The sequence below is a fragment of the Actinacidiphila sp. bgisy160 genome, assembly GCF_057707815.1.
The window spans coordinates 17,722-35,268 of record NZ_JBYIQW010000068.1 but is presented as its reverse complement, the minus strand read 5'-3'; the positions used below and the strand labels follow the sequence as shown (position 1 = coordinate 35,268).

Genomic DNA, 17,547 nt, shown 5'->3' with positions numbered 1-17,547 from the left:
TTGGCCCACTTGCGGGCGGTGTCCTGCCGCTGCCGCGCCACCTTCTTGTGCAGCTTCGCCGTCTGCGCCCGCGCCGTGCGGTAGCCCCTGGACGCGCCCTGCCCGCGTGCGGGCTTACGCCCGATACGGAGGGGGCGGGGTCGTTGGGGGGCACCCCCGGCCGAAGGCCGGGGCAGGGTGGGCGTTCTGGGCGCTGACGTGTATGTGTTGTGCGGCACAGACGGCACCGATCCGGACCGCCCGCCATGCACGAATATGCGGTCCGGAATGCCCAGCCCCGGAGGCCCCGACCCCGGCCCACCCACGAACCGCGCGTAGGCCCGCACCGACCGTCCGGGGCAATCGGGCGGAAGGGCGGGGGGTGCCCACCGCAGGCGCAAACGACCCGCACACAACCACCGGCCGCGAGGGGCGACCCCCGGCAGCGGCGCAGCCCCCCGCGGGGATGGCGGACAATGGGACGCATGCCATCCGTACTGCCCGACGGTGAGCCCATGCCGGAGGACGGCGCGCTCCCGCCCACCGCGCTGCGCGGCGCGGACTCCCGCCCGCTGGGGTTCTACCTGCACGTCCCGTACTGCGCCACCCGCTGCGGCTACTGCGACTTCAACACCTACACCGCCGCCGAGCTGCGCGGCACCGGCGGCGTGCTCGCCTCCCGGGAGAACTACGCGGACACACTGGTCGGCGAGATCCGGCTGGCCCGAAAGGTGCTGGGCGACGACCCCCGCCGCGTCGAGACCGTGTTCGTGGGCGGCGGAACCCCCACCCTGCTCCCGGCCGCGGACCTGGCGCGCATGCTGGGTGCGATCCGGGACGAGTTCGGCCTGGCGGAGGGCGCGGAGGTCACCACCGAGGCGAACCCGGAGTCGGTCGACCCCGAGTACCTGGGTGAACTGCGGGCCGGGGGGTACAACCGGATCTCGTTCGGGATGCAGAGCGCCCGCCCGCACGTGCTGCAGGTGCTGGACCGGCGGCACACGCCGGGCCGTCCGGAGGCGTGCGTGGCGGAGGCGCGCGCGGCGGGATTCGATCACGTCAACCTGGACCTGATCTACGGGACGCCGGGGGAGTCGGACGACGACTGGCGGGCGTCGCTGGACGCCGCGATCGGCGCGGGGCCGGACCATGTGTCGGCGTACGCGCTGATCGTGGAGGAGGGCACGCAGCTGGCCCGCAGGATCCGGCGCGGCGAGGTGCCGATGACGGACGACGACGTGCACGCGGACCGCTACCTGATCGCGGAGGAGCGCCTGGCGGCGGCCGGTTACGACTGGTACGAGGTGTCGAACTGGGCGACCTCGGACGCGGCCCGGTGCCGCCACAACGAGCTGTACTGGACGGGCGCGGACTGGTGGGGCGCCGGGCCGGGCGCGCACAGCCACGTCGGCGGGGTGCGCTGGTGGAACGTGAAGCACCCGGCGGCATACGCGGCCGCGCTCGCGGAGGGACGCAGCCCCGGCGCGGGCCGCGAGGTGCTGGCGGCGGAGGACCGCCGTGTGGAGCGGATCCTGCTGGAGCTGCGGCTCTCCGACGGCTGCCCGCTCGGCATCCTCGCCCCGGCGGGCGCAGCGGCCGCGGAGCGCGCTGTAAGGGACGGCCTCCTGGAGCCCGGTCCTTACGCCGATGGCCGCGCCGTTCTCACCCTCCGCGGCCGCCTGCTGGCGGACGCGGTGGTCAGGGACCTGGTCGACTGAAGCCCCCCGGCCGGGCCGATCACTCGCCGGAGTGAGGCACTACGCGTACCGGCAGTGCCTCCCTACGCTGTTCGTAAGCTGCCTCCGTGTATGCGGCGGCGGGAAGCGGAGGGCCACGAGGATGACCGCTGTGGATGATCGCCGAATGACTGACTTCTTCGAGAACATCCAGGCTCCCGAGGGGGTCAAGGTCGAGCTCCTCAGGGGGGAAATCGTGATGACGGCCGGGCCCGACCTGGTCCACAACGACATCATCGACGCGGTGATCGACCAGTTCCCCCGCACGCGCTGGAGGCGCTTGCAGACGCAGGACATCGCGATTGCGGAGGAGGCGAGCGAACCCCAGCCGGACCTCGTGATCCTCGAGCGCGGTGCGGGGCCCGCATCGGGGCGCCTCCTGCCGTCGGAGGCGGTCACACTGGTCGCCGAGGTCGTCTCCAGGACCAGCGCCCACAGGGACCACGTCGTCAAGCGGTCGATGTATGCCGCCGGGAAAGTGCCCGTCTACGTGATCGTCGACCCCCTGGCCGCCAAGTGCGTCGTCCTCACCGAGCCCGCCGGCACGGGTGATCAGGCCGACTACCGGGCCGAGCGGACCTGGAAGTTCGGCGAGACGGTGCGGTTGCCCGTGGTGGACGTCGCCCTGGACACGTCGGAGTTCGGGGTCCTGCCGGGGCTCACTCCGGAGCCGTGACGAAGTCGATCAGCTCCTCCACCCGCCCCAGCAGTTCCGGCTGCAGGTCCTTGTAGGACCGGACCGCGCCCAGGATGCGCTGCCAGGCGGCGCCGGTGTTCTCCGGCCAGCCCAGGGCGCGGCAGACGCCGGTCTTCCAGTCCTGGCCGCGGGGGACGGCCGGCCAGGCGGGGATGCCGAGGGAGGAGGGCTTCACGGCCTCCCAGACGTCGATGTAGGGGTGGCCGACGACCAGGACGTGCTCGCCGGTGACCTCCGCGGCGATGCGCGACTCCTTGCTGCCGGGGACGAGGTGGTCGACGAGGACGCCGAGGCGGGCGTCCGGGCCGGGGGCGAAGGAGGCGGCGATCGCGGGGAGGTCGTGCACGCCCTCCAGGTACTCGACGACGACGCCCTCGACGCGCAGGTCGTCTCCCCAGACGCGTTCGACCAGCTCCGCGTCATGGCGGCCCTCGACGTAGATCCGGCCGGCGCGGGCGACCCGGGCCCTGGCGCCGGGGACGGCGATGGAGCCGGAGGCGGTCAGCCTGGGGCCTGCCGCGGGGGCGGCGGCGGAGGGGCGCACCAGGGTGACCACGCGGCCCTCCAGGAGGAAGCCGCGGGGTGTCAGCGGGAACACGCGGTGCTTGCCGAAGCGGTCCTCCAGGGTGACCGTGGGGCCCTCGGCGGTCTTCTCGCAGCGGACGACGGCGCCGCAGAAGCCGGTGGACACCTCCTCCACCACCAGGCCCCGCCCGGCCTCGACCTCGGGTGCGGGCGTGGCGGGCCGTTTCCACGGTGGAGTGAGGTCGGGGTCGTAGCTGCGGCTGCGCATGCCAGGGATCGTATCCGCGCGGGCGCCGCTCAGGCCGATCCGAAGCGGGCGGCCAGCGCGTCCCGTTGGGCGCGGACGAAGCGGGCGTCGACGACGGCGCCGTGGCCGGGCACGTACAGCGCGGTCTCGCCGCCCAGCCGCAGCAGCCGGTCCAGGGTGGCGGGCCAGGCCCGCGGGGCGGCGTCGGGCCCGGCCTGGGGCTCGCCGGACTCCTCGACGAGGTCGCCGCAGAAGACCACGGCCGGCGTGCCCGGCACGATCACCACCAGGTCGTGCGTGGTGTGCCCCTCACCCGGGTGGACCAGCAGGACCTGGCGGTCGCCGCCGAGGTCGAGCTCGCAGGAGCCGTCCACGAGGTGACCGGGGCGCACGAGGGCGCCCGCCGCCCGGGCGGACTCGGCTTCGCCGGCGCCGTGCTTGACCGCGTCCAGGCCCAGGGAGAAGCGTTCGCGGTCGAGGTAGGCGTCGAGGGTCATCTCCCCGAACACCTGGACGCCCTCGAAGGCGGCGGTGCCGAAGACGTGGTCGAAGTGGCCGTGGGTGAGTGCGACGTGCGTCACGTCCCGGCCGGTCAGTTCGCGGACCTCCCGGCCCAGTCCCGCGCCCTCTTCGACCGAGGAGCCCGTGTCGACCAGCAGCACGCCCTCGTCGCCGACGACGACGCCGACGGTCACGTCGAGGAAGGGCAGCCGCCGCCGGGCGACCCCCGGCGCGAGCTGCTCCCAGCCGCCGGTGGACCCCGGCGTGGTCGGTGTGGTCTCCACAACGCGACGGTATCGCCGCGACGCGCCCCGCGCCCGCTACGGTGGCCGGTCAAGGACGCCCCGGGGGCCTGACCCGTGGACGGCCCTTGCCGAGGTCTTGCCACCCCGCCGTACACTGACTTGGGGAAAACTGGCACTCAGGGAAGCGGAGTGCCAGGGCAGGGGGCGACACGACCCGCACGGTGACCGAGCGACTGGAGGTGCGCGATGCTCAGCGAACGACGGCTGGAAGTGCTGCGTGCCATCGTCCAGGACTACGTGGGCACCGAGGAGCCGGTCGGCTCGAAGGCGCTGACCGAGCGGCACGCCCTGGGCGTGTCCCCGGCCACCGTCCGCAACGACATGGCCGTGCTGGAGGAGGAGGGCTACATCCAGCAGCCCCACACCAGCGCCGGCCGCGTGCCGACCGACAAGGGCTACCGGCTCTTCGTCGACCGGCTCACCAGCGTCAAGCCGCTGTCCGGCGCGGAGCGCCGGGCCATCCAGAACTTCCTGGACGGTGCCGTCGACCTCGACGACGTGGTGGCCCGTACGGTGCGGCTGCTGGCGCAGCTGACCCGGCAGGTCGCGATCGTCCAGTACCCGTCGCTCACCCGCTCCACCGTGCGCCACGTGGAGCTGCTCGCGCTCGCCCCGGCCCGGATCATGCTGGTGCTGATCACGGACACCGGACGGGTGGAGCAGCGGCTGGTCGACGCCCCCGCACCGGTCGGCGAGACCGTGCTGGCCGACCTGCGCGCCCGGCTGAACAGCCGGGTGGTGGGGCGCCGGTTCAGCGACGTCCCGCCGCTGGTGCAGGAACTCCCCGAGGGCTTCGAGCCCGACGACCGGCCGTCCGTCCAGGTGGTCCTCGCCACACTGCTGGAGACCCTGGTCGAGGAGACGGAGGAGCGGATCATGCTCGGCGGCACGGCCAACCTGACCCGCTTCGGGCACGACTTCCCGCTGACGATCCGCCCGGTACTGGAGGCGCTCGAGGAGCAGGTGGTGCTCCTCAAGCTGCTGGGCGAGGCCAAGGACTCGGGTGTGACGGTGAGAATCGGTCACGAGAACTTCCACGAGGGCCTGAACTCCACATCCGTCGTCTCCGTCGGCTACGGTTCGGGCGACGAGGCGGTGGCGAAACTCGGCGTGGTCGGACCGACCCGCATGGATTACCCCGGAACGATGGGAGCGGTACGCGCAGTGGCACGTTACGTCGGACAGATCCTGGCGGAGTCGTAGTGGCCACGGACTATTACGCCGTGCTCGGCGTGCGCCGCGACGCAAGCCCGGACGAGATCAAGAAGGCCTTCCGCCGTCTTGCGCGAGAGCTGCACCCGGACGTCAATCCCGACCCGAAGACCCAGGAGCGGTTCAAGGAGATCAACGCCGCTTACGAGGTGCTGTCGGACCCGCAGAAGAAGCAGGTCTACGACCTCGGCGGCGACCCGCTGTCCGCCAACGGCGGCGGTGCGGGCGCGGGCGCGGGCTTCGGCGCGGGATTCGGCAACTTCAGCGACATCATGGACGCCTTCTTCGGCACCGCGTCCCAGCGCGGTCCGCGCTCGCGCACCCGGCGCGGCCAGGACGCGATGATCCGCCTGGAGATCGAGCTGGACGAGGCGGCCTTCGGCACGACCAAGGACATCCAGGTCGACACGGCCGTGGTCTGCAACACCTGCCACGGCGAGGGCGCCGCCCCGGGCACGACCGCGCAGACCTGTGACATGTGCCGCGGCCGCGGTGAGGTCTCGCAGGTCACGCGGTCCTTCCTCGGCCAGGTCATGACCTCGCGGCCCTGCCCCCAGTGCCAGGGCTTCGGCACCGTCGTCCCCAACCCGTGCCCGGAGTGCGCGGGCGACGGCCGGATCCGGTCGCGGCGCACGCTCACGGTCAAGATCCCGGCCGGTGTCGACAACGGCACCCGCATCCAGCTCGCGGGCGAGGGCGAGGTCGGCCCCGGCGGCGGCCCCGCCGGCGACCTCTACGTCGAGATCCGCGAGCTGCCGCACGCGGTCTTCCAACGGCGTGGCGACGACCTGCACTGCACCGTCACCATCCCGATGACGGCGGCGGCGCTGGGCACCAAGGTCCCGCTGGAGACCCTGGACGGGCTGGAGGAGATCGACATCCGGCCCGGCACGCAGTCCGGCCAGTCGATCCCGCTCCACCAGCGCGGCATCACGCACCTGCGGGGCGGCGGCCGGGGCGACCTCATCGTGCACGTCGAGGTCCAGACCCCGGGCAAGCTCGACCCGGAACAGGAGGAGCTGCTGCGCCGCCTGGCGAAGCTGCGCGGCGAGGAGCGGCCGATGGGGCAGTTCCAGCCGGGCCAGCAGGGGCTGTTCTCCCGTCTGAAGGACGCGTTCAACGGGCGCTAGTCGCCCATGGGCCCGCGGCCGGGGGTGGGCACACCCTGGACCGCGGGCCGTCGCGCGCCGTGAAACGATGGGCGCATGGCCGCCCTGACCCACCGCTCCCCGAGGACCGCGCCGTGACCGCACCCGTCTTCGTCGTCGAACCCGGCGCGCTGGGTCCGGACCGCATCACGCTCTCCGGCCCCGAGGGACGGCACGCGGTCTCCGTGCGCCGGCTGCGCGTCGGCGAGGAGATCGTGCTCACCGACGGCCTGGGACGCGGCGCGTACGGCACGGTGGCTGCCCTCGACGGCAAGGACACGCTCGAGGTCGCCGTCACCGACGTCCGCGAGGAGGCCGAGCCCCGGCCGCGGATCACCGTCGTCCAGGCGCTGCCCAAGGGCGACCGCGGGGAACTCGCCGTCGAGACCATGACCGAGGTCGGTGTCGACGCGGTCGTGCCGTGGGCCGCCGCGCGCTGCATCACCCAGTGGAAGGGCGAGCGCGGCGCCAAGTCCCTGGCCAAGTGGCGTTCCACCGCCCGTGAGGCCGCCAAGCAGGCCCGGCGCCTGCGGTTCCCCGAGGTCACCGAGCCGATGACGACCCGTCAGCTCGCCGGGCTGCTGTCCGGTGCCGCGTTCGCCGCCGTCCTCCACGAGGAGGGCTCCGAGCCGCTCGCCGGCGTCCCGCTGCCACCCGAGGGCGACATCGTCCTCGTCGTCGGCCCCGAGGGCGGGGTCTCCCCGGAGGAGCTCGACGCCTTCGCCGCCGCCGGTGCCAAGCCGTACCGTCTCGGCGCCAGTGTCCTGCGCACCTCCACCGCCGGGGTCGCCGCCACCGCCCTCCTGCTCGGCCGCACCGGACGCTGGGGCTGACGCGCCCACCAGGCATGAAGCCCCCCGGCGGGCAATGAGATCGAAAACCCCTGACCAGCAGGGCGCCGGGTGGTTAATGTGACCACGTGACGCAGCCGCAGCCTTCGCACCCCGCGTACCTCCGCTTCCCGCATCTGCACGGTGACCTGATCACCTTCACCGCCGAGGACGACGTCTGGGCCGCCCCGCTGGACGGCGGCGGGCGGGCTTGGCGGGTCAGCGCGGACAACATGCCGGTCGGCCATCCGCGCTTCTCGCCCGACGGGACGTTCATCGCGTGGACCTCCACGCGGGACGGCGCACCAGAGGTGCACGTCGCGGCCACCGACGGCGGGCCGTCGAGAAGGCTGACGTACTGGGGCAGTCGCACCTCCGTGCGGGGCTGGACGCCCGGTGGCGACGTGCTGGCCATCAGCACGTACGGGCAGGCGTCGCTGCGCCGCAGCTGGGCGCGGGCGATCCCGGTCGACGGCGGTCCCGCCGCGACGCTGCCGTACGGACCGGTCGGGGACGTCGCCTACGGGCCGGACGGTGCCGTGCTGCTGCTGTCGGCCACGATGGGCCGCGAGGCGGCGGCCTGGAAGCGCTACCGGGGCGGCACCGCGGGCAAGTTGTGGATCGACCGCACCGGGGACGGTGAGTTCGAGCGGATCCACGCCGACCTGGACGGCAACCTGGAGTGCCCGATGTGGGCAGGGGGCAGGCTCGCCTTCCTCTCCGACCACGAGGGCGTCGGCGCGGTCTACTCCAGCCTCCCCGACGGCAGCGACCTGCGGCGCCACACCGCCGTGGAGGACGGCGGCTTCTACGCGCGGCACGCCGCCACGGACGGCACCCGCGTCGTCTACACCAGCACCGGACGGCTGTTCCTGCTGGACGACCTCGACGGCGCCCAGGCCCGCCCGGTCGAGGTACGCCTCGGCGGCCAGCGCGTCGACCTGCAGCCGCACCCGGTGCACGCGGCCCACCACCTCGGCGACGCCCGGCCGGACCACACCGGCCGCGGCAGCGCGGTGGAGATCCGCGGCACCACGCACTGGGTCACCCACCGCGGTGGCCCGGCACGGGCGTTGTCCGCCGAACCGGGGGTGCGAACGCGGCTGCCGCGGGTGTTCGGCGGCGAGGGCGACCAGCAGGTCGTCTGGGTCACCGACGCCGAGGGCGAGGACGCGCTGGAGATCGCCCCCGCGGCGGGCACCGGCCCGGCCGCGCCCCGCCGGCTGGCCGCGGGGCGGCTCGGCAGGGTCCTGGCCATGACCGTCTCGCCGGACGGCCACCGGATCGCCGTCGCCTCGCACGACGGCCGGGTGCTGCTCGTCGAGGCCCAGACCGGCGAGGTGCGCACCGTCGTGGAGGGCGAGCACGGCCACGCCACCGGCCTGGCCTTCTCGCCTGACTCGGCCTGGCTCGCCTGGTCGCACGCCGGGCCCGACCCGCTGCGCCAGCTCAAGCTGGCCTCGACCGCCGACCTCACCGTCGTCGACGCGACGCCGCTGCGCTTCCGGGACTTCTCGCCCGCCTTCACCGCCGACGGCAAGCACCTGGCGTTCCTGTCCGAGCGCTCCTTCGACCCCGTCTACGACGACCACGTCTTCGACATGGCCTTCCTCGGCGCCTGCCGCCCCCACCTGATCACGCTCGCCGCCACCACGCCCTCGCCCTTCGGCCCGCAGCGCCACGGGCGGCCGGTCGACTCCTCCGCCGAGGACAGGGACGGCGACGACCGAGGCCAGGACGAGGGCAAGAAGGACTCACGCAAGGAGGACGGCGAGGACCGGCCCCGTACCCCCGTCACCAAGGTGGACACCGAGGGCCTGGCCGACCGCATCGTGCCCTTCCCGGTGGAGGCGGCCCGCTACTCCACGCTGCGCGCGGCCAAGGACGGCGTCCTGTGGCTGCGGCACCCCGTGCGCGGGGTCCTGGGCGCGAGCCTGGCCTCGCCCGAGGCGGAGCCGCCGTCCACCGCGCTGGAGCGGTACGACCTCAAGCAGCTGCGCGTGGAGGACATCGCCGACGACGCCGACGACTACGCGGTCACCGGTGACGGCAACAAGGTGCTGGTGACCTCCGGTCACCGGCTGCGGGTGGCCGCGGCCGACCACAAGTCGGCCCCGTCCGACGACGAGACCGACAGCAACGTCACCGTCGACCTCTCCCGGATCCGCGTCACCGTCGACCCGCAGGCGGAGTGGCGCCAGATGTACGACGAGTCGCACCGCCTGATGCGGGACAACTTCTGGCGGGCCGACATGGGCGGCGTCGACTGGGACGGCGTGCGCGACCGCTACCGTCCCGTCCTGGACCGGGTCGCCACCCACGACGACCTCGTCGACCTGCTCTGGGAGGTCGCCGGCGAGCTGAACACCTCGCACGCCTACGTCATGCCGTCCGGCGGCCGCGGCGACTGGCTGCACCGTCAGGGCCTGCTCGGCGCGGACCTCACCCGCGACGCGGACGGCGTGTGGCGCGTGGAGCGGGTGCTGCCCTCCGAGACCTCCGACCCGCGGGCCGGCTCCCCGCTGGCCGCGCCGGGTGTCGCGGTCCGCGCCGGCGACGCGATCCTCGCGGTGGACGGACGGCCCGTGGACCCGCTGACCGGCCCCGGCCCGCTGCTGATCGGCACCGTGCGCAAGCCCGTCGAGCTCACCGTCGGCCCGGCCGACGGCGGGGCGCTGCGGCATGTCGTCGTCGTGCCCATCGCGGACGAGGAGCCGCTGCGCTACCACGACTGGGTCGCCGGGCGCCGGGCGTACGTGCACGAGCTGTCCGGCGGCCGGCTGGGCTACCTGCACGTACCCGACATGGTCGGCTCCGGCTGGGCCCAGCTCCACCGTGACCTGCGCGTGGAGGTCGTCCGAGAGGGACTGGTCGTGGACGTGCGGGAGAACCGCGGCGGCCACACCTCGCAGCTGGTCGTGGAGAAGCTGGCGCGGCGGATCGTGGGCTGGGATGTGCCGCGCGGGCTGCCCGCCTTCAGCTACCCGCTGGACGCGCCGCGCGGGCCCGTCGTGGCCGTCGCCAACGAGTTCTCCGGCTCGGACGGCGACATCGTCAACGCGGCGATCAAGGCACTGGGGATCGGGCCTGTGGTGGGGACCAGGACCTGGGGCGGCGTCATCGGTATCGACTCCCGCTACCACCTGGTCGACGGGACGCTGGTCACCCAGCCGAAGTACGCCACGTGGCTGGAGGGCGTGGGCTGGGACGTGGAGAACCACGGCGTCGACCCGGACGTCGAGGTCGTCCACACCCCGCAGGACTGGGCCGCCGGGCGGGACCCACAGCTGGACGAGGCCGTCCGCCTCGCCCTGGAGGCGCTGGAGACCGCCCCGGCCCGTACCGCGCCCCCGTTGCCGTAGCGGCGGGAGCGGGGCCCGGCGCGACCCGGGCTCCGCGACGGCGCGCCGCCGCGAGGCCCTGTCGTCAAACGAACTCCCCCAGCTCCGCTGGGAGGCGCAGGCACCGTCCGGAGGGCGGGCGCCGCGGTTCCCTGAGCTCCGCTGGGAGGTGCTCGCAGGTGCGGTGCATCGCAAGGCGGAGAGTCGTCCTCGTAGTGGGCTGCTCGGACGATTCGGCAACTCCCCCGGACCGAAGGCTTGGGGAGGCACTTTGACGACAGGGTGTGGGGGCACCGGTAGCATGCGGGGCGTACTGATCAACCCCTGGACGGAGGCGTCAGGTGGCGGGAGAACCGCAGGCGGACTGCCTGTTCTGCAAGATCGTCGCCGGGAGCGTCCCCGCGACCGTCGTGCGGGAGACCGAGACGACCGTCGCGTTCCGTGACATAAACCCCCAGGCGCCGACGCACGTCCTGGTCATCCCCAAGGCGCACTACCCGGACGCCGCCTCGCTGGCCGCCCAGGCACCCCAGCTCGCCGCGGACGTGCTGCGGGAGGCGGGTGAGGTCGCCGCCGAGGACAAGGTGGTCGGCACCGGCTACCGGGTCGTCTTCAACACCGGCGCGGGGGCGGGCCAGACCGTCTTCCACGCGCACGCCCACGTGCTGGGCGGTCGTGGCCTCGAGTGGCCGCCCGGGTAACCGACGGTGTCCGCACGTGAATTGGTCGTGCTCGGCACGGCCAGCCAGGTCCCGACCCGGCACCGCAACCACAACGGCTACTTCCTGCGCTGGGACACCGAGGGCATCCTCTTCGACCCGGGGGAGGGCACGCAGCGCCAGATGCTGCGGGCCGGCGTGGCGGCGCACGACCTGACCAGGCTGTGTGTGACCCACTTCCACGGGGACCACAGCCTGGGCCTGGCCGGGGTGATCCAGCGGATCAACCTCGACCGGGTGCCGCACCCCGTGACGGCCCACTACCCCGAGTCCGGCCGCCGCTTCTTCGACCGGCTGCGGTACGCCACCGCCTACCGCGAGACCGTGCGGCTGCGCGAGGAACCGGTGGCGGGCGAGGCGGCGGTGCTGGCCGACTCCGACGCCTTCCGGCTGGAGGCGCGCCGGCTGTCGCACCCGGTGGAGGCGTACGGCTACCGGCTGGTCGAGCCGGACGGGCGCCGCATGCTGCCGGAACGCCTGGCGGCGCACGGCATCACCGGACCGGCGGTGGGCCGGCTGCAGCGCGAGGGCGAGGCCGACGGGGTGACGCTCGCCGAGGTGAGCGAGCCGCGCCCGGGGCAGCGCTTCGCCTTCGTGATGGACACCCGGCTCTGCGACGCGGTGTACGCCCTCGCCGACGGCTGCGACCTGCTCGTCATCGAGTCGACCTTCCTGGACGAGGACACCGCGCTGGCCCAGGAGCACGGGCACTTGACGGCCGGTCAGGCCGCCAGGGTGGCCGCCGAGTCGGGCGTCCGGCATCTGGTGCTCACGCACTTCTCGCAGCGCTACACCGATCCGGCCGACTTCGAGCGCCAGGCGCGGGACGCCGGCTTCGAGGGCGAGCTGACGGTCGCGCGGGACCTCGGCCGGGTCGCCGTGCCGAAGCGCCGCCCGAGCTAGCCGGAGCCGGCCGCACGCCCCTGACCTGTACGGTTGCGAGGTGAGCATCCCGAAGGCCGAACTTCATCTGCACATCGAAGGCACCCTCGAACCCGAGCTCGCCTTCGCCCTCGCCGAGCGCAACGGGGTCGACCTGCCGTACGCCTCGGCCGAGGAGCTGCGGCAGGCCTACTCCTTCAGCGACCTGCGGTCCTTCCTGGACCTGTACTACGCGCTCATGGCCGTGCTCCGCACGGAGGAGGACTTCACCGACCTCGCCGAGGCCTATCTCGCTCGCGCCGCCGCGCAGGGCGTGCGGCACGCCGAGATCTTCTTCGACCCGCAGGCGCACACCGCGCGCGGCGTCCCGGTCGGCGCGGTGGTGGCGGGCCTGGCGCGGGCCCTGGACCGCAGCCGGGAACGGCACGGCGTCAGCACACGGCTGATCATGTGCTTCCTGCGGGACGAGTCCGCCGAGTCCGCGTTGGAGACCTTCGAGGCCGCCCGGCCCCATCTGCACCGGATCAGCGCCGTCGGCCTGGACTCCGCCGAGGTCGGTCACCCGCCGTCGAAGTTCCGCGCCGTGTACGAGGCAGCCGCCACGGCGGGCCTGCGCCGGGTCGCGCACGCGGGCGAGGAGGGCCCGCCGGCGTACGTGTGGGAGGCGCTGGACGTGCTCGGCGTCGACCGGATCGACCACGGCATCCGCAGCATGGAGGACCCGGACCTGGTGGCCCGGCTGGCCCGGGACCAGGTGCCACTGACCGTCTGCCCGTTGTCCAATGTGCGGCTGCGCTGCGTGGCCACCCTCGCCGACCACCCGCTGCCCGCCATGCTCGCCGCGGGGCTGCTGGTCACCGTGAACTCCGACGACCCCGCCTACTTCGGAGGCTACGTCGGCGACACCTTCGACGCCGTGGCCGCCGCGCTCCCGCTCGACGAGGACGCCCTGCGGCGGCTGGCCCGCAACTCCTTCCTGGCCGCCTTCCTCGACGACGAGGAGGAACTGCGCGCCCGGTATCTCGCCGAGGTGGACGCCCACACGTTCTGAGTGCCTCCGCGCGCGCCGGTCTGAGTACGCGCACTCATGCGGGCCCTGCCGCGTGGGCGGAGCATGGAGTCATGCGAAGGCACCTGATGCGGCCCGCAGCGGCCGTCACGCTGATCGTGACCACGCCCGTCGCCACCTGGGGGCTCCTGGGCCGGCAGGACGCCGCCGGCTTCGAGCCCGCCGAACTGGACTACCTGGTGCGGCCCTTCGGCATCCCGGAAGGGGCGGAGACCGCGATCGGGGCGGCCGCGGCCGTGCTGGCCACCGGGGCGGCCCTGCTGCTGGGCCGGGCCTCCCGTCCCGGGCCTGACCGCTTCGACGGCCGGTGGTGGGCGGTGATAGGGCCGCTGGTCGCGGCCGGGATGCTGGCCGGCGCGATCTGGCGGACGGTGACGGCCGGGGTCATCGGCGCCAACATCGGCGCGGGACTTGCGATCCTGCTCGGCGGTCCCGTGGTCGCCGGGCTGGTGCTGTGGTCGCTGGGCCGGGGCCTGTGGCTGGCCCGCGCGCGGCGCCGCGGCCCCCGCCCCCCGCATGGGGGGACGGGCACCGCGGGCTGGCGGCCCGCCGCCGGTCAGGGCACGTAGTACATCGGGTTGGGAAGCTTGAACGACTTGTCGGCGTGACCGCCGTTCAGGTCGCTGTACTGGTCGCCGAAGTTGGCGATGATGTCGTACCCCTGCGCCTCGATGTGGGCCCGGGTGCCCGCCTTGTAGTCGACGGTGGAGCAGGTCCACGTCGGGGCGGAGCAGGGCAGGTAGCCGGTGGCGACCTTGTTCTTCAGGAAGAAGTGGGCCGGGTCGGCGGTGGAGGTGTAGCCGGCGGCCGCGAGGTTGCGGACACTCGCGGCGCGCTGCGTCTCCGGGCGGCCGGTGATCCAGAAGACCGTCACGCCGTGGTCGGCGGCCCAGTCGGCCAGCTGCGGCATGCCGAAGACCGGGGCCATGTCCTTGTTCTGGATGTACGCGTCGTTGGAGGCCGGCGTGTAGTTGAAGCCCACCTCCAGCTCGTAGTTGTACGTCAGCAGGGACGTGTCGTCGACGTCCAGGACGATCGCCGGCCTGCCGTGGCGCTGGTGCGCGGACTTCGCGAGGGCGTTCCGCAGGTAGCTGCGGGCCTTCTTCTCGATGCCGGCGACCTGCTTGGCGTAGTTGCTGTCGGCGGCGGCCTGGTGCTCACCGGAGGCGTCGACGGTGTCGCCGTAGTACGCCTTGATGTCGGTGACCACGTCGGTGAGGTTGGGGATCTGCTTGTCGCTGCGGGGCACGGAGGTGTCGGCGGTCGCCGCGCCGACGCCGTAGAGGGTGGCGGCCGCCACCGCGGCGACTGCGGCGGCCACGGTGCGGGTGCGCCCGCGGGTGAACACGGACGGTCTGGCAGCGGGCATGGGGTGGCTCCTTCGATCCGGCCGGGGGCGCGCGCACGGCCGGCCCACGCGCTTTCGGGGAACGCCCGGCCCTGCGGGGCTCGTTGACGTGGCGACGCTATGGGTCTCGATCATGCTGGTCAAGGGCTGTCTACGCGCGGTGACCCCGGATCGTCGTCCGGGGAAGGATCAGCCCAGGTCGGCACGTGCGGAAAGGACCGGCAAAGCTTTGGTATGCCGCCGCGGCCGGGCCCCGCACCGCCGTGCCCGTGCCCGTGCCCGCCCGAGGGTCAGGGGCGGTGCCGGCCGGGACGCCGCCGGCGCGGCGCGGCGCCCCTCCCGCGGGCGTGCCTAGACAGGGCCGCGCCGCCCGCGCAGAGCACGGCGCCCGCCGCGAACGCGGTGAAGCCCAGCGGGGCCTTCGGCAGCCCCCACAGGGTCTCCGCGAAGGGGTCCGGCGGGGCCTGCGCACTGCCGACGCCGCCCAGCAGGCTGAGGATCAGGGACACCCAGATGGCGAACCCGGCGAGCGCCACTATCACCCCGGCGGCCATGAGCACCCGCCCCGGCCCCCGCACCCGCAGCAGCCCGTCGCAGGCCTCCTCGGCGGCTCCGGGGTCCGCCTCGCGCCCGCCGCCGTAGCGCCGGCGGCCTGCGAGGTACTGCGCGCGCCCGGACGGATAGCCCCGGGTGCCGCCGGGCCCTGACCGGGGCCGGGTGTCCGCGAGGTCGTGGAGGACGGTCAGCGGCGGGGAGGGCCCGGGGATCTCCCCGGCCTGCGGGGGCTCCGCGTCGTCCGCGGGGTCCGGTCGCACCAGCCGGGCCGACTCCACCGACAGCCGCAGTTCGACGTGGCCGATGCGGAGCAGGTCCCCGTCGTGCAGGGGACGCGGCGCGTCGATCAGGGTCCCGTTGAGGTAGGTGCCGTTGGTCGAGCCGAGGTCACTGAGCACGACGTGACGCCCTGCGCGGTTCATCGCGGCGTGCCGCCGGCTCACGCCCTCCGCTTCGAGCCGTATCCCGCTGCCGGCCAGCCTGCCGATCTCGCAGTAGCCGGCCGGCACGGGGTAGGTCCGTCCGGCGTCCGGCCCCGTGGTCACGATCAGTTGTGGCGGTGCGGCCGAGTGTCCGGGCATCTCCAGCCCCTGGGGTCATCCGCTTTCCCTCAGCATCCGTCCGCGTCCCCGCGCGGACAAACGCTGGTCACGGCCCGGGCGCGCGTACGATCGGTCGGAACGACACCAGGTCGGGAGGAGCCCGGGTGAAAGACCAGCCCGTCCTCGATCCGCTCGCGGCGGTGCGCGGGCCGGACGACCCGGAGACCGATGTGTACCTGACCGGCACGGTCTTCCTGGACATCATCTTCACCGGTCTCGACCGTGCGCCCGTGCGCGGCACCGAGTCCTGGGCACGCGGCATGGGGTCGAGTCCCGGAGGCGTGGCCAACATGGCGACCGCACTCGCCCGGCTGGGCTTGCGCACCTCGCTCGCGGCGGCCTTCGGCGACGACGTGTACGGCGACTACTGCTGGGACTCCCTGTCCGAGGGCGAGGGCATCGAGCTGGCGCTCTCCCGCAAGATCCCCGGCTGGCACTCCCCGGTCACGGTCTCCATGGCGTACGAGGGCGAGCGCACCATGATCAGCCACGGCCACGAGGCCCCGCCGCCGGAGGAGCCCGCCCCGCCGTGCCCGCCGCCGAGCCGGGCGTGTGTGGCCTCCCTGGTGCCCGGGGTGCCGCAGCAGGAGTGGATCGGCACCGCCGCAGGACGGGGCAGCCGGGTCTTCGCCGACGTCGGCTGGGACGACAGCGGCCGCTGGGACCGCGCCGACCTCGCCGACCTGGCGCACTGCGAGGCCTTCCTGCCGAACGCCGCCGAGGCCATGCGCTACACCCGCACCGACTGTCCCCGGGCCGCCGCCCGCAAGCTGGCCGAAATGGTGCCGCTGGCGGTGGTGACGCTCGGTTCCGAGGGCGCGTACGCGGTGGACTCCGCGGCCGGGCAGGCCGCCGAGGTCCCGGCGCTCTCCGTGGAGGCCCTGGACCCCACGGGCGCCGGGGACGTCTTTGTCGCGGGCTTCCTGACCGGCACCCTGGCCGGCTGGGCTCTGGCCGACCGGCTGGCCTTCGCGTGCCTCACGGCCGCGCTGTCGGTGCAGGAGTTCGGCGGTTCGCTGTCGGCGCCCGGCTGGATCGAGATCGCGGCCTGGTGGCAGCACGCCAAGGCCTACGACGACCAGGACCGCACCGCGCTGCGCCGCTACGCCTTCCTGGACGACCTGCTGCCCACAGGCACCCGCCGCTGGCCCCTGCGCCGCGCCGTGCCGACGATCGGCTTCCGCCCGCCGCCGATGCGCTGACGCCGTGGCGGGACCCGCGTCAGGCGATCACGTCGACGGGGCAGCGGGCCGCCTTGGCGCGCTCGATCCGGGCGTCTCCTGTGACCAGGGCGCACTTCAGGTGTTCGGCGAGGGCGACGTAGGAAGCGTCGTACGCGGAGAGGTTGGCGCGCAGCTCCCAGACGCGATCGAGCAGGGCATAGCCCGGCATGCGCTGGATCGGCAGGGCGGACAGCAGCGTGATCGCCGTCTCCGCCGCCGCTTGCTCCAGCTTCCCCCCGAGCGACAGGCCACGGATCGCATGAGCCGCCTCGAACTCGATGACGGCCGGTGCGTGCAGGATCTCGCCGGACAGGCGTTTGCGCGCGAGATCGCCCGGTGGGCCGCCATGGGTGAGGGCCAGGACGAGCGCGGACGCGTCGACGACGATCACCCGCGGCGCCCCTCGTCGAGGTGACCCAGCAGGTCCTCCACGGTGTAGTCGGCTGTCGCCGACTTCCGGGCGCTGGCCAGTATGTCGTCGACTGTCGGCGTTCTCGCCTGTTCGATCAGCCTCTGGCGCAGGTACTCGTTCAGGGACTGGTGCGCCTCGACCGCGCGGTGCTTGAGAGTGCGGTGCACGTCATCGGGGACGTCCTTGATCTGGATGTTCGCCATGTCGTCCACCCTA

At 73.7% G+C, this 17,547-nt stretch carries 17 protein-coding genes and 1 pseudogene; 11 read left to right on the top strand and 7 right to left on the bottom strand.

The features are described from left to right. Positions 1-119, bottom strand: a pseudogene (locus AC3EUJ_RS33160) (RNA-guided endonuclease TnpB family protein); the annotation flags it as partial. A 345-nt stretch (positions 120-464) separates the two neighbouring features. On the opposite strand from AC3EUJ_RS33160, the gene hemW reads away from it, so the two are divergent. Both hemW and AC3EUJ_RS33150 read left to right on the top strand, forming a co-directional pair. Next, entirely contained in the window at positions 465-1,697 is a 1,233-nt protein-coding gene (gene hemW, locus AC3EUJ_RS33155; protein ID WP_431968008.1) for a radical SAM family heme chaperone HemW, read from the top strand. Positions 1,698-1,818: 121 nt separating this feature from the next. After that, positions 1,819-2,391, top strand: a complete 573-nt coding sequence (locus AC3EUJ_RS33150) for a Uma2 family endonuclease (protein WP_431968006.1) — start codon at positions 1,819-1,821, stop codon at positions 2,389-2,391. Here the strand turns inward: AC3EUJ_RS33150 and AC3EUJ_RS33145 are convergent. Further along, complete coding sequence (locus AC3EUJ_RS33145; RefSeq protein WP_431968004.1) at positions 2,375-3,205, bottom strand: DUF3097 domain-containing protein; 831 nt, start codon at positions 3,203-3,205, stop codon at positions 2,375-2,377. The genes AC3EUJ_RS33150 and AC3EUJ_RS33145 overlap by 17 nt on opposite strands. Before the next feature lie 29 nt (positions 3,206-3,234). Next, a complete protein-coding gene (locus AC3EUJ_RS33140) occupies positions 3,235-3,969 on the bottom strand; it encodes an MBL fold metallo-hydrolase (protein ID WP_431968002.1) in 735 nt (244 codons plus the stop codon). A 207-nt stretch (positions 3,970-4,176) separates the two neighbouring features. On the opposite strand from AC3EUJ_RS33140, the gene hrcA reads away from it, so the two are divergent. From hrcA to AC3EUJ_RS33100, 8 genes are all read left to right on the top strand, one after another. Further along, positions 4,177-5,193 (top strand): heat-inducible transcriptional repressor HrcA, encoded by a 1,017-nt coding sequence (hrcA, locus tag AC3EUJ_RS33135; protein WP_431968000.1) that lies wholly within the window; start codon positions 4,177-4,179, stop codon positions 5,191-5,193. Then, entirely contained in the window at positions 5,193-6,332 is a 1,140-nt protein-coding gene (gene dnaJ, locus AC3EUJ_RS33130; RefSeq protein ID WP_431967998.1) for a molecular chaperone DnaJ, read from the top strand. Before hrcA ends, dnaJ begins: the two co-directional genes overlap by 1 nt. 113 nt (positions 6,333-6,445) lie before the next feature. Beyond that, on the top strand, positions 6,446-7,183 hold the full coding sequence (locus AC3EUJ_RS33125) for a 16S rRNA (uracil(1498)-N(3))-methyltransferase (protein ID WP_431967997.1): 738 nt from the start codon (positions 6,446-6,448) through the stop codon (positions 7,181-7,183). A gap of 86 nt (positions 7,184-7,269) precedes the next feature. Then, on the top strand, positions 7,270-10,542 hold the full coding sequence (locus tag AC3EUJ_RS33120) for a S41 family peptidase (protein WP_431967995.1): 3,273 nt from the start codon (positions 7,270-7,272) through the stop codon (positions 10,540-10,542). Positions 10,543-10,862: 320 nt separating this feature from the next. Beyond that, entirely contained in the window at positions 10,863-11,222 is a 360-nt protein-coding gene (locus AC3EUJ_RS33115) for a histidine triad nucleotide-binding protein (RefSeq protein ID WP_431967993.1), read from the top strand. Positions 11,223-11,228: 6 nt separating this feature from the next. Continuing rightward, positions 11,229-12,143, top strand: coding sequence for a ribonuclease Z (locus AC3EUJ_RS33110; RefSeq protein WP_431967991.1), 915 nt, complete (start codon positions 11,229-11,231; stop codon positions 12,141-12,143). Between the two features lie 40 nt (positions 12,144-12,183). Then, complete coding sequence (locus tag AC3EUJ_RS33105) at positions 12,184-13,173, top strand: adenosine deaminase (RefSeq protein WP_431967990.1); 990 nt, start codon at positions 12,184-12,186, stop codon at positions 13,171-13,173. A gap of 71 nt (positions 13,174-13,244) precedes the next feature. Further along, positions 13,245-13,760 carry a hypothetical protein gene (locus AC3EUJ_RS33100; RefSeq protein ID WP_431967988.1) on the top strand — a complete coding sequence of 172 codons (516 nt, stop codon included), beginning with the start codon at positions 13,245-13,247 and terminating at the stop codon, positions 13,758-13,760. Here AC3EUJ_RS33100 and AC3EUJ_RS33095 read toward each other — a convergent pair. After that, positions 13,748-14,560: an HAD family acid phosphatase gene (locus tag AC3EUJ_RS33095; protein WP_431967986.1), complete on the bottom strand. Its 813-nt coding sequence runs from the start codon at positions 14,558-14,560 to the stop codon at positions 13,748-13,750. The two genes, AC3EUJ_RS33100 and AC3EUJ_RS33095, sit on opposite strands and share 13 nt — an antisense overlap. A gap of 269 nt (positions 14,561-14,829) precedes the next feature. Then, positions 14,830-15,675 carry an FHA domain-containing protein gene (locus AC3EUJ_RS33090; RefSeq protein ID WP_431967984.1) on the bottom strand — a complete coding sequence of 282 codons (846 nt, stop codon included), beginning with the start codon at positions 15,673-15,675 and terminating at the stop codon, positions 14,830-14,832. Between the two features lie 125 nt (positions 15,676-15,800). Between AC3EUJ_RS33090 and AC3EUJ_RS33085 the strand changes: the two genes are divergently transcribed. Then, positions 15,801-16,898: a carbohydrate kinase family protein gene (locus tag AC3EUJ_RS33085; RefSeq protein ID WP_431967982.1), complete on the top strand. Its 1,098-nt coding sequence runs from the start codon at positions 15,801-15,803 to the stop codon at positions 16,896-16,898. A 19-nt stretch (positions 16,899-16,917) separates the two neighbouring features. Here AC3EUJ_RS33085 and AC3EUJ_RS33080 read toward each other — a convergent pair whose 3' ends face one another. Next, on the bottom strand, positions 16,918-17,310 hold the full coding sequence (locus tag AC3EUJ_RS33080; RefSeq protein ID WP_431967980.1) for a type II toxin-antitoxin system VapC family toxin: 393 nt from the start codon (positions 17,308-17,310) through the stop codon (positions 16,918-16,920). Then, positions 17,307-17,534, bottom strand: a complete 228-nt coding sequence (locus AC3EUJ_RS33075) for a FitA-like ribbon-helix-helix domain-containing protein (protein WP_326576205.1) — start codon at positions 17,532-17,534, stop codon at positions 17,307-17,309. Before AC3EUJ_RS33075 ends, AC3EUJ_RS33080 begins: the two co-directional genes overlap by 4 nt. Between the last annotated feature and the right edge of the window lie 13 nt (positions 17,535-17,547).

Excerpts from the sequence above, each read along its gene's own strand:
- hemW (WP_431968008.1), top strand. The coding sequence starts at position 465 with ATGCCATCCGTACTGCCCGACGGTGAGCCCATGCCGGAGGACGGCGCG.
- AC3EUJ_RS33150 (WP_431968006.1), top strand. The coding sequence starts at position 1,819 with ATGACCGCTGTGGATGATCGCCGAATGACTGACTTCTTCGAGAACATC.
- AC3EUJ_RS33145 (WP_431968004.1), bottom strand. The coding sequence starts at position 3,205 with ATGCGCAGCCGCAGCTACGACCCCGACCTCACTCCACCGTGGAAACGG.
- hrcA (WP_431968000.1), top strand. The coding sequence starts at position 4,177 with ATGCTCAGCGAACGACGGCTGGAAGTGCTGCGTGCCATCGTCCAGGAC.
- AC3EUJ_RS33100 (WP_431967988.1), top strand. The coding sequence starts at position 13,245 with ATGCGAAGGCACCTGATGCGGCCCGCAGCGGCCGTCACGCTGATCGTG.
- AC3EUJ_RS33095 (WP_431967986.1), bottom strand. The coding sequence starts at position 14,560 with ATGCCCGCTGCCAGACCGTCCGTGTTCACCCGCGGGCGCACCCGCACC.
- AC3EUJ_RS33090 (WP_431967984.1), bottom strand. The coding sequence starts at position 15,675 with ATGCCCGGACACTCGGCCGCACCGCCACAACTGATCGTGACCACGGGG.
- AC3EUJ_RS33075 (WP_326576205.1), bottom strand. The coding sequence starts at position 17,534 with ATGGCGAACATCCAGATCAAGGACGTCCCCGATGACGTGCACCGCACT.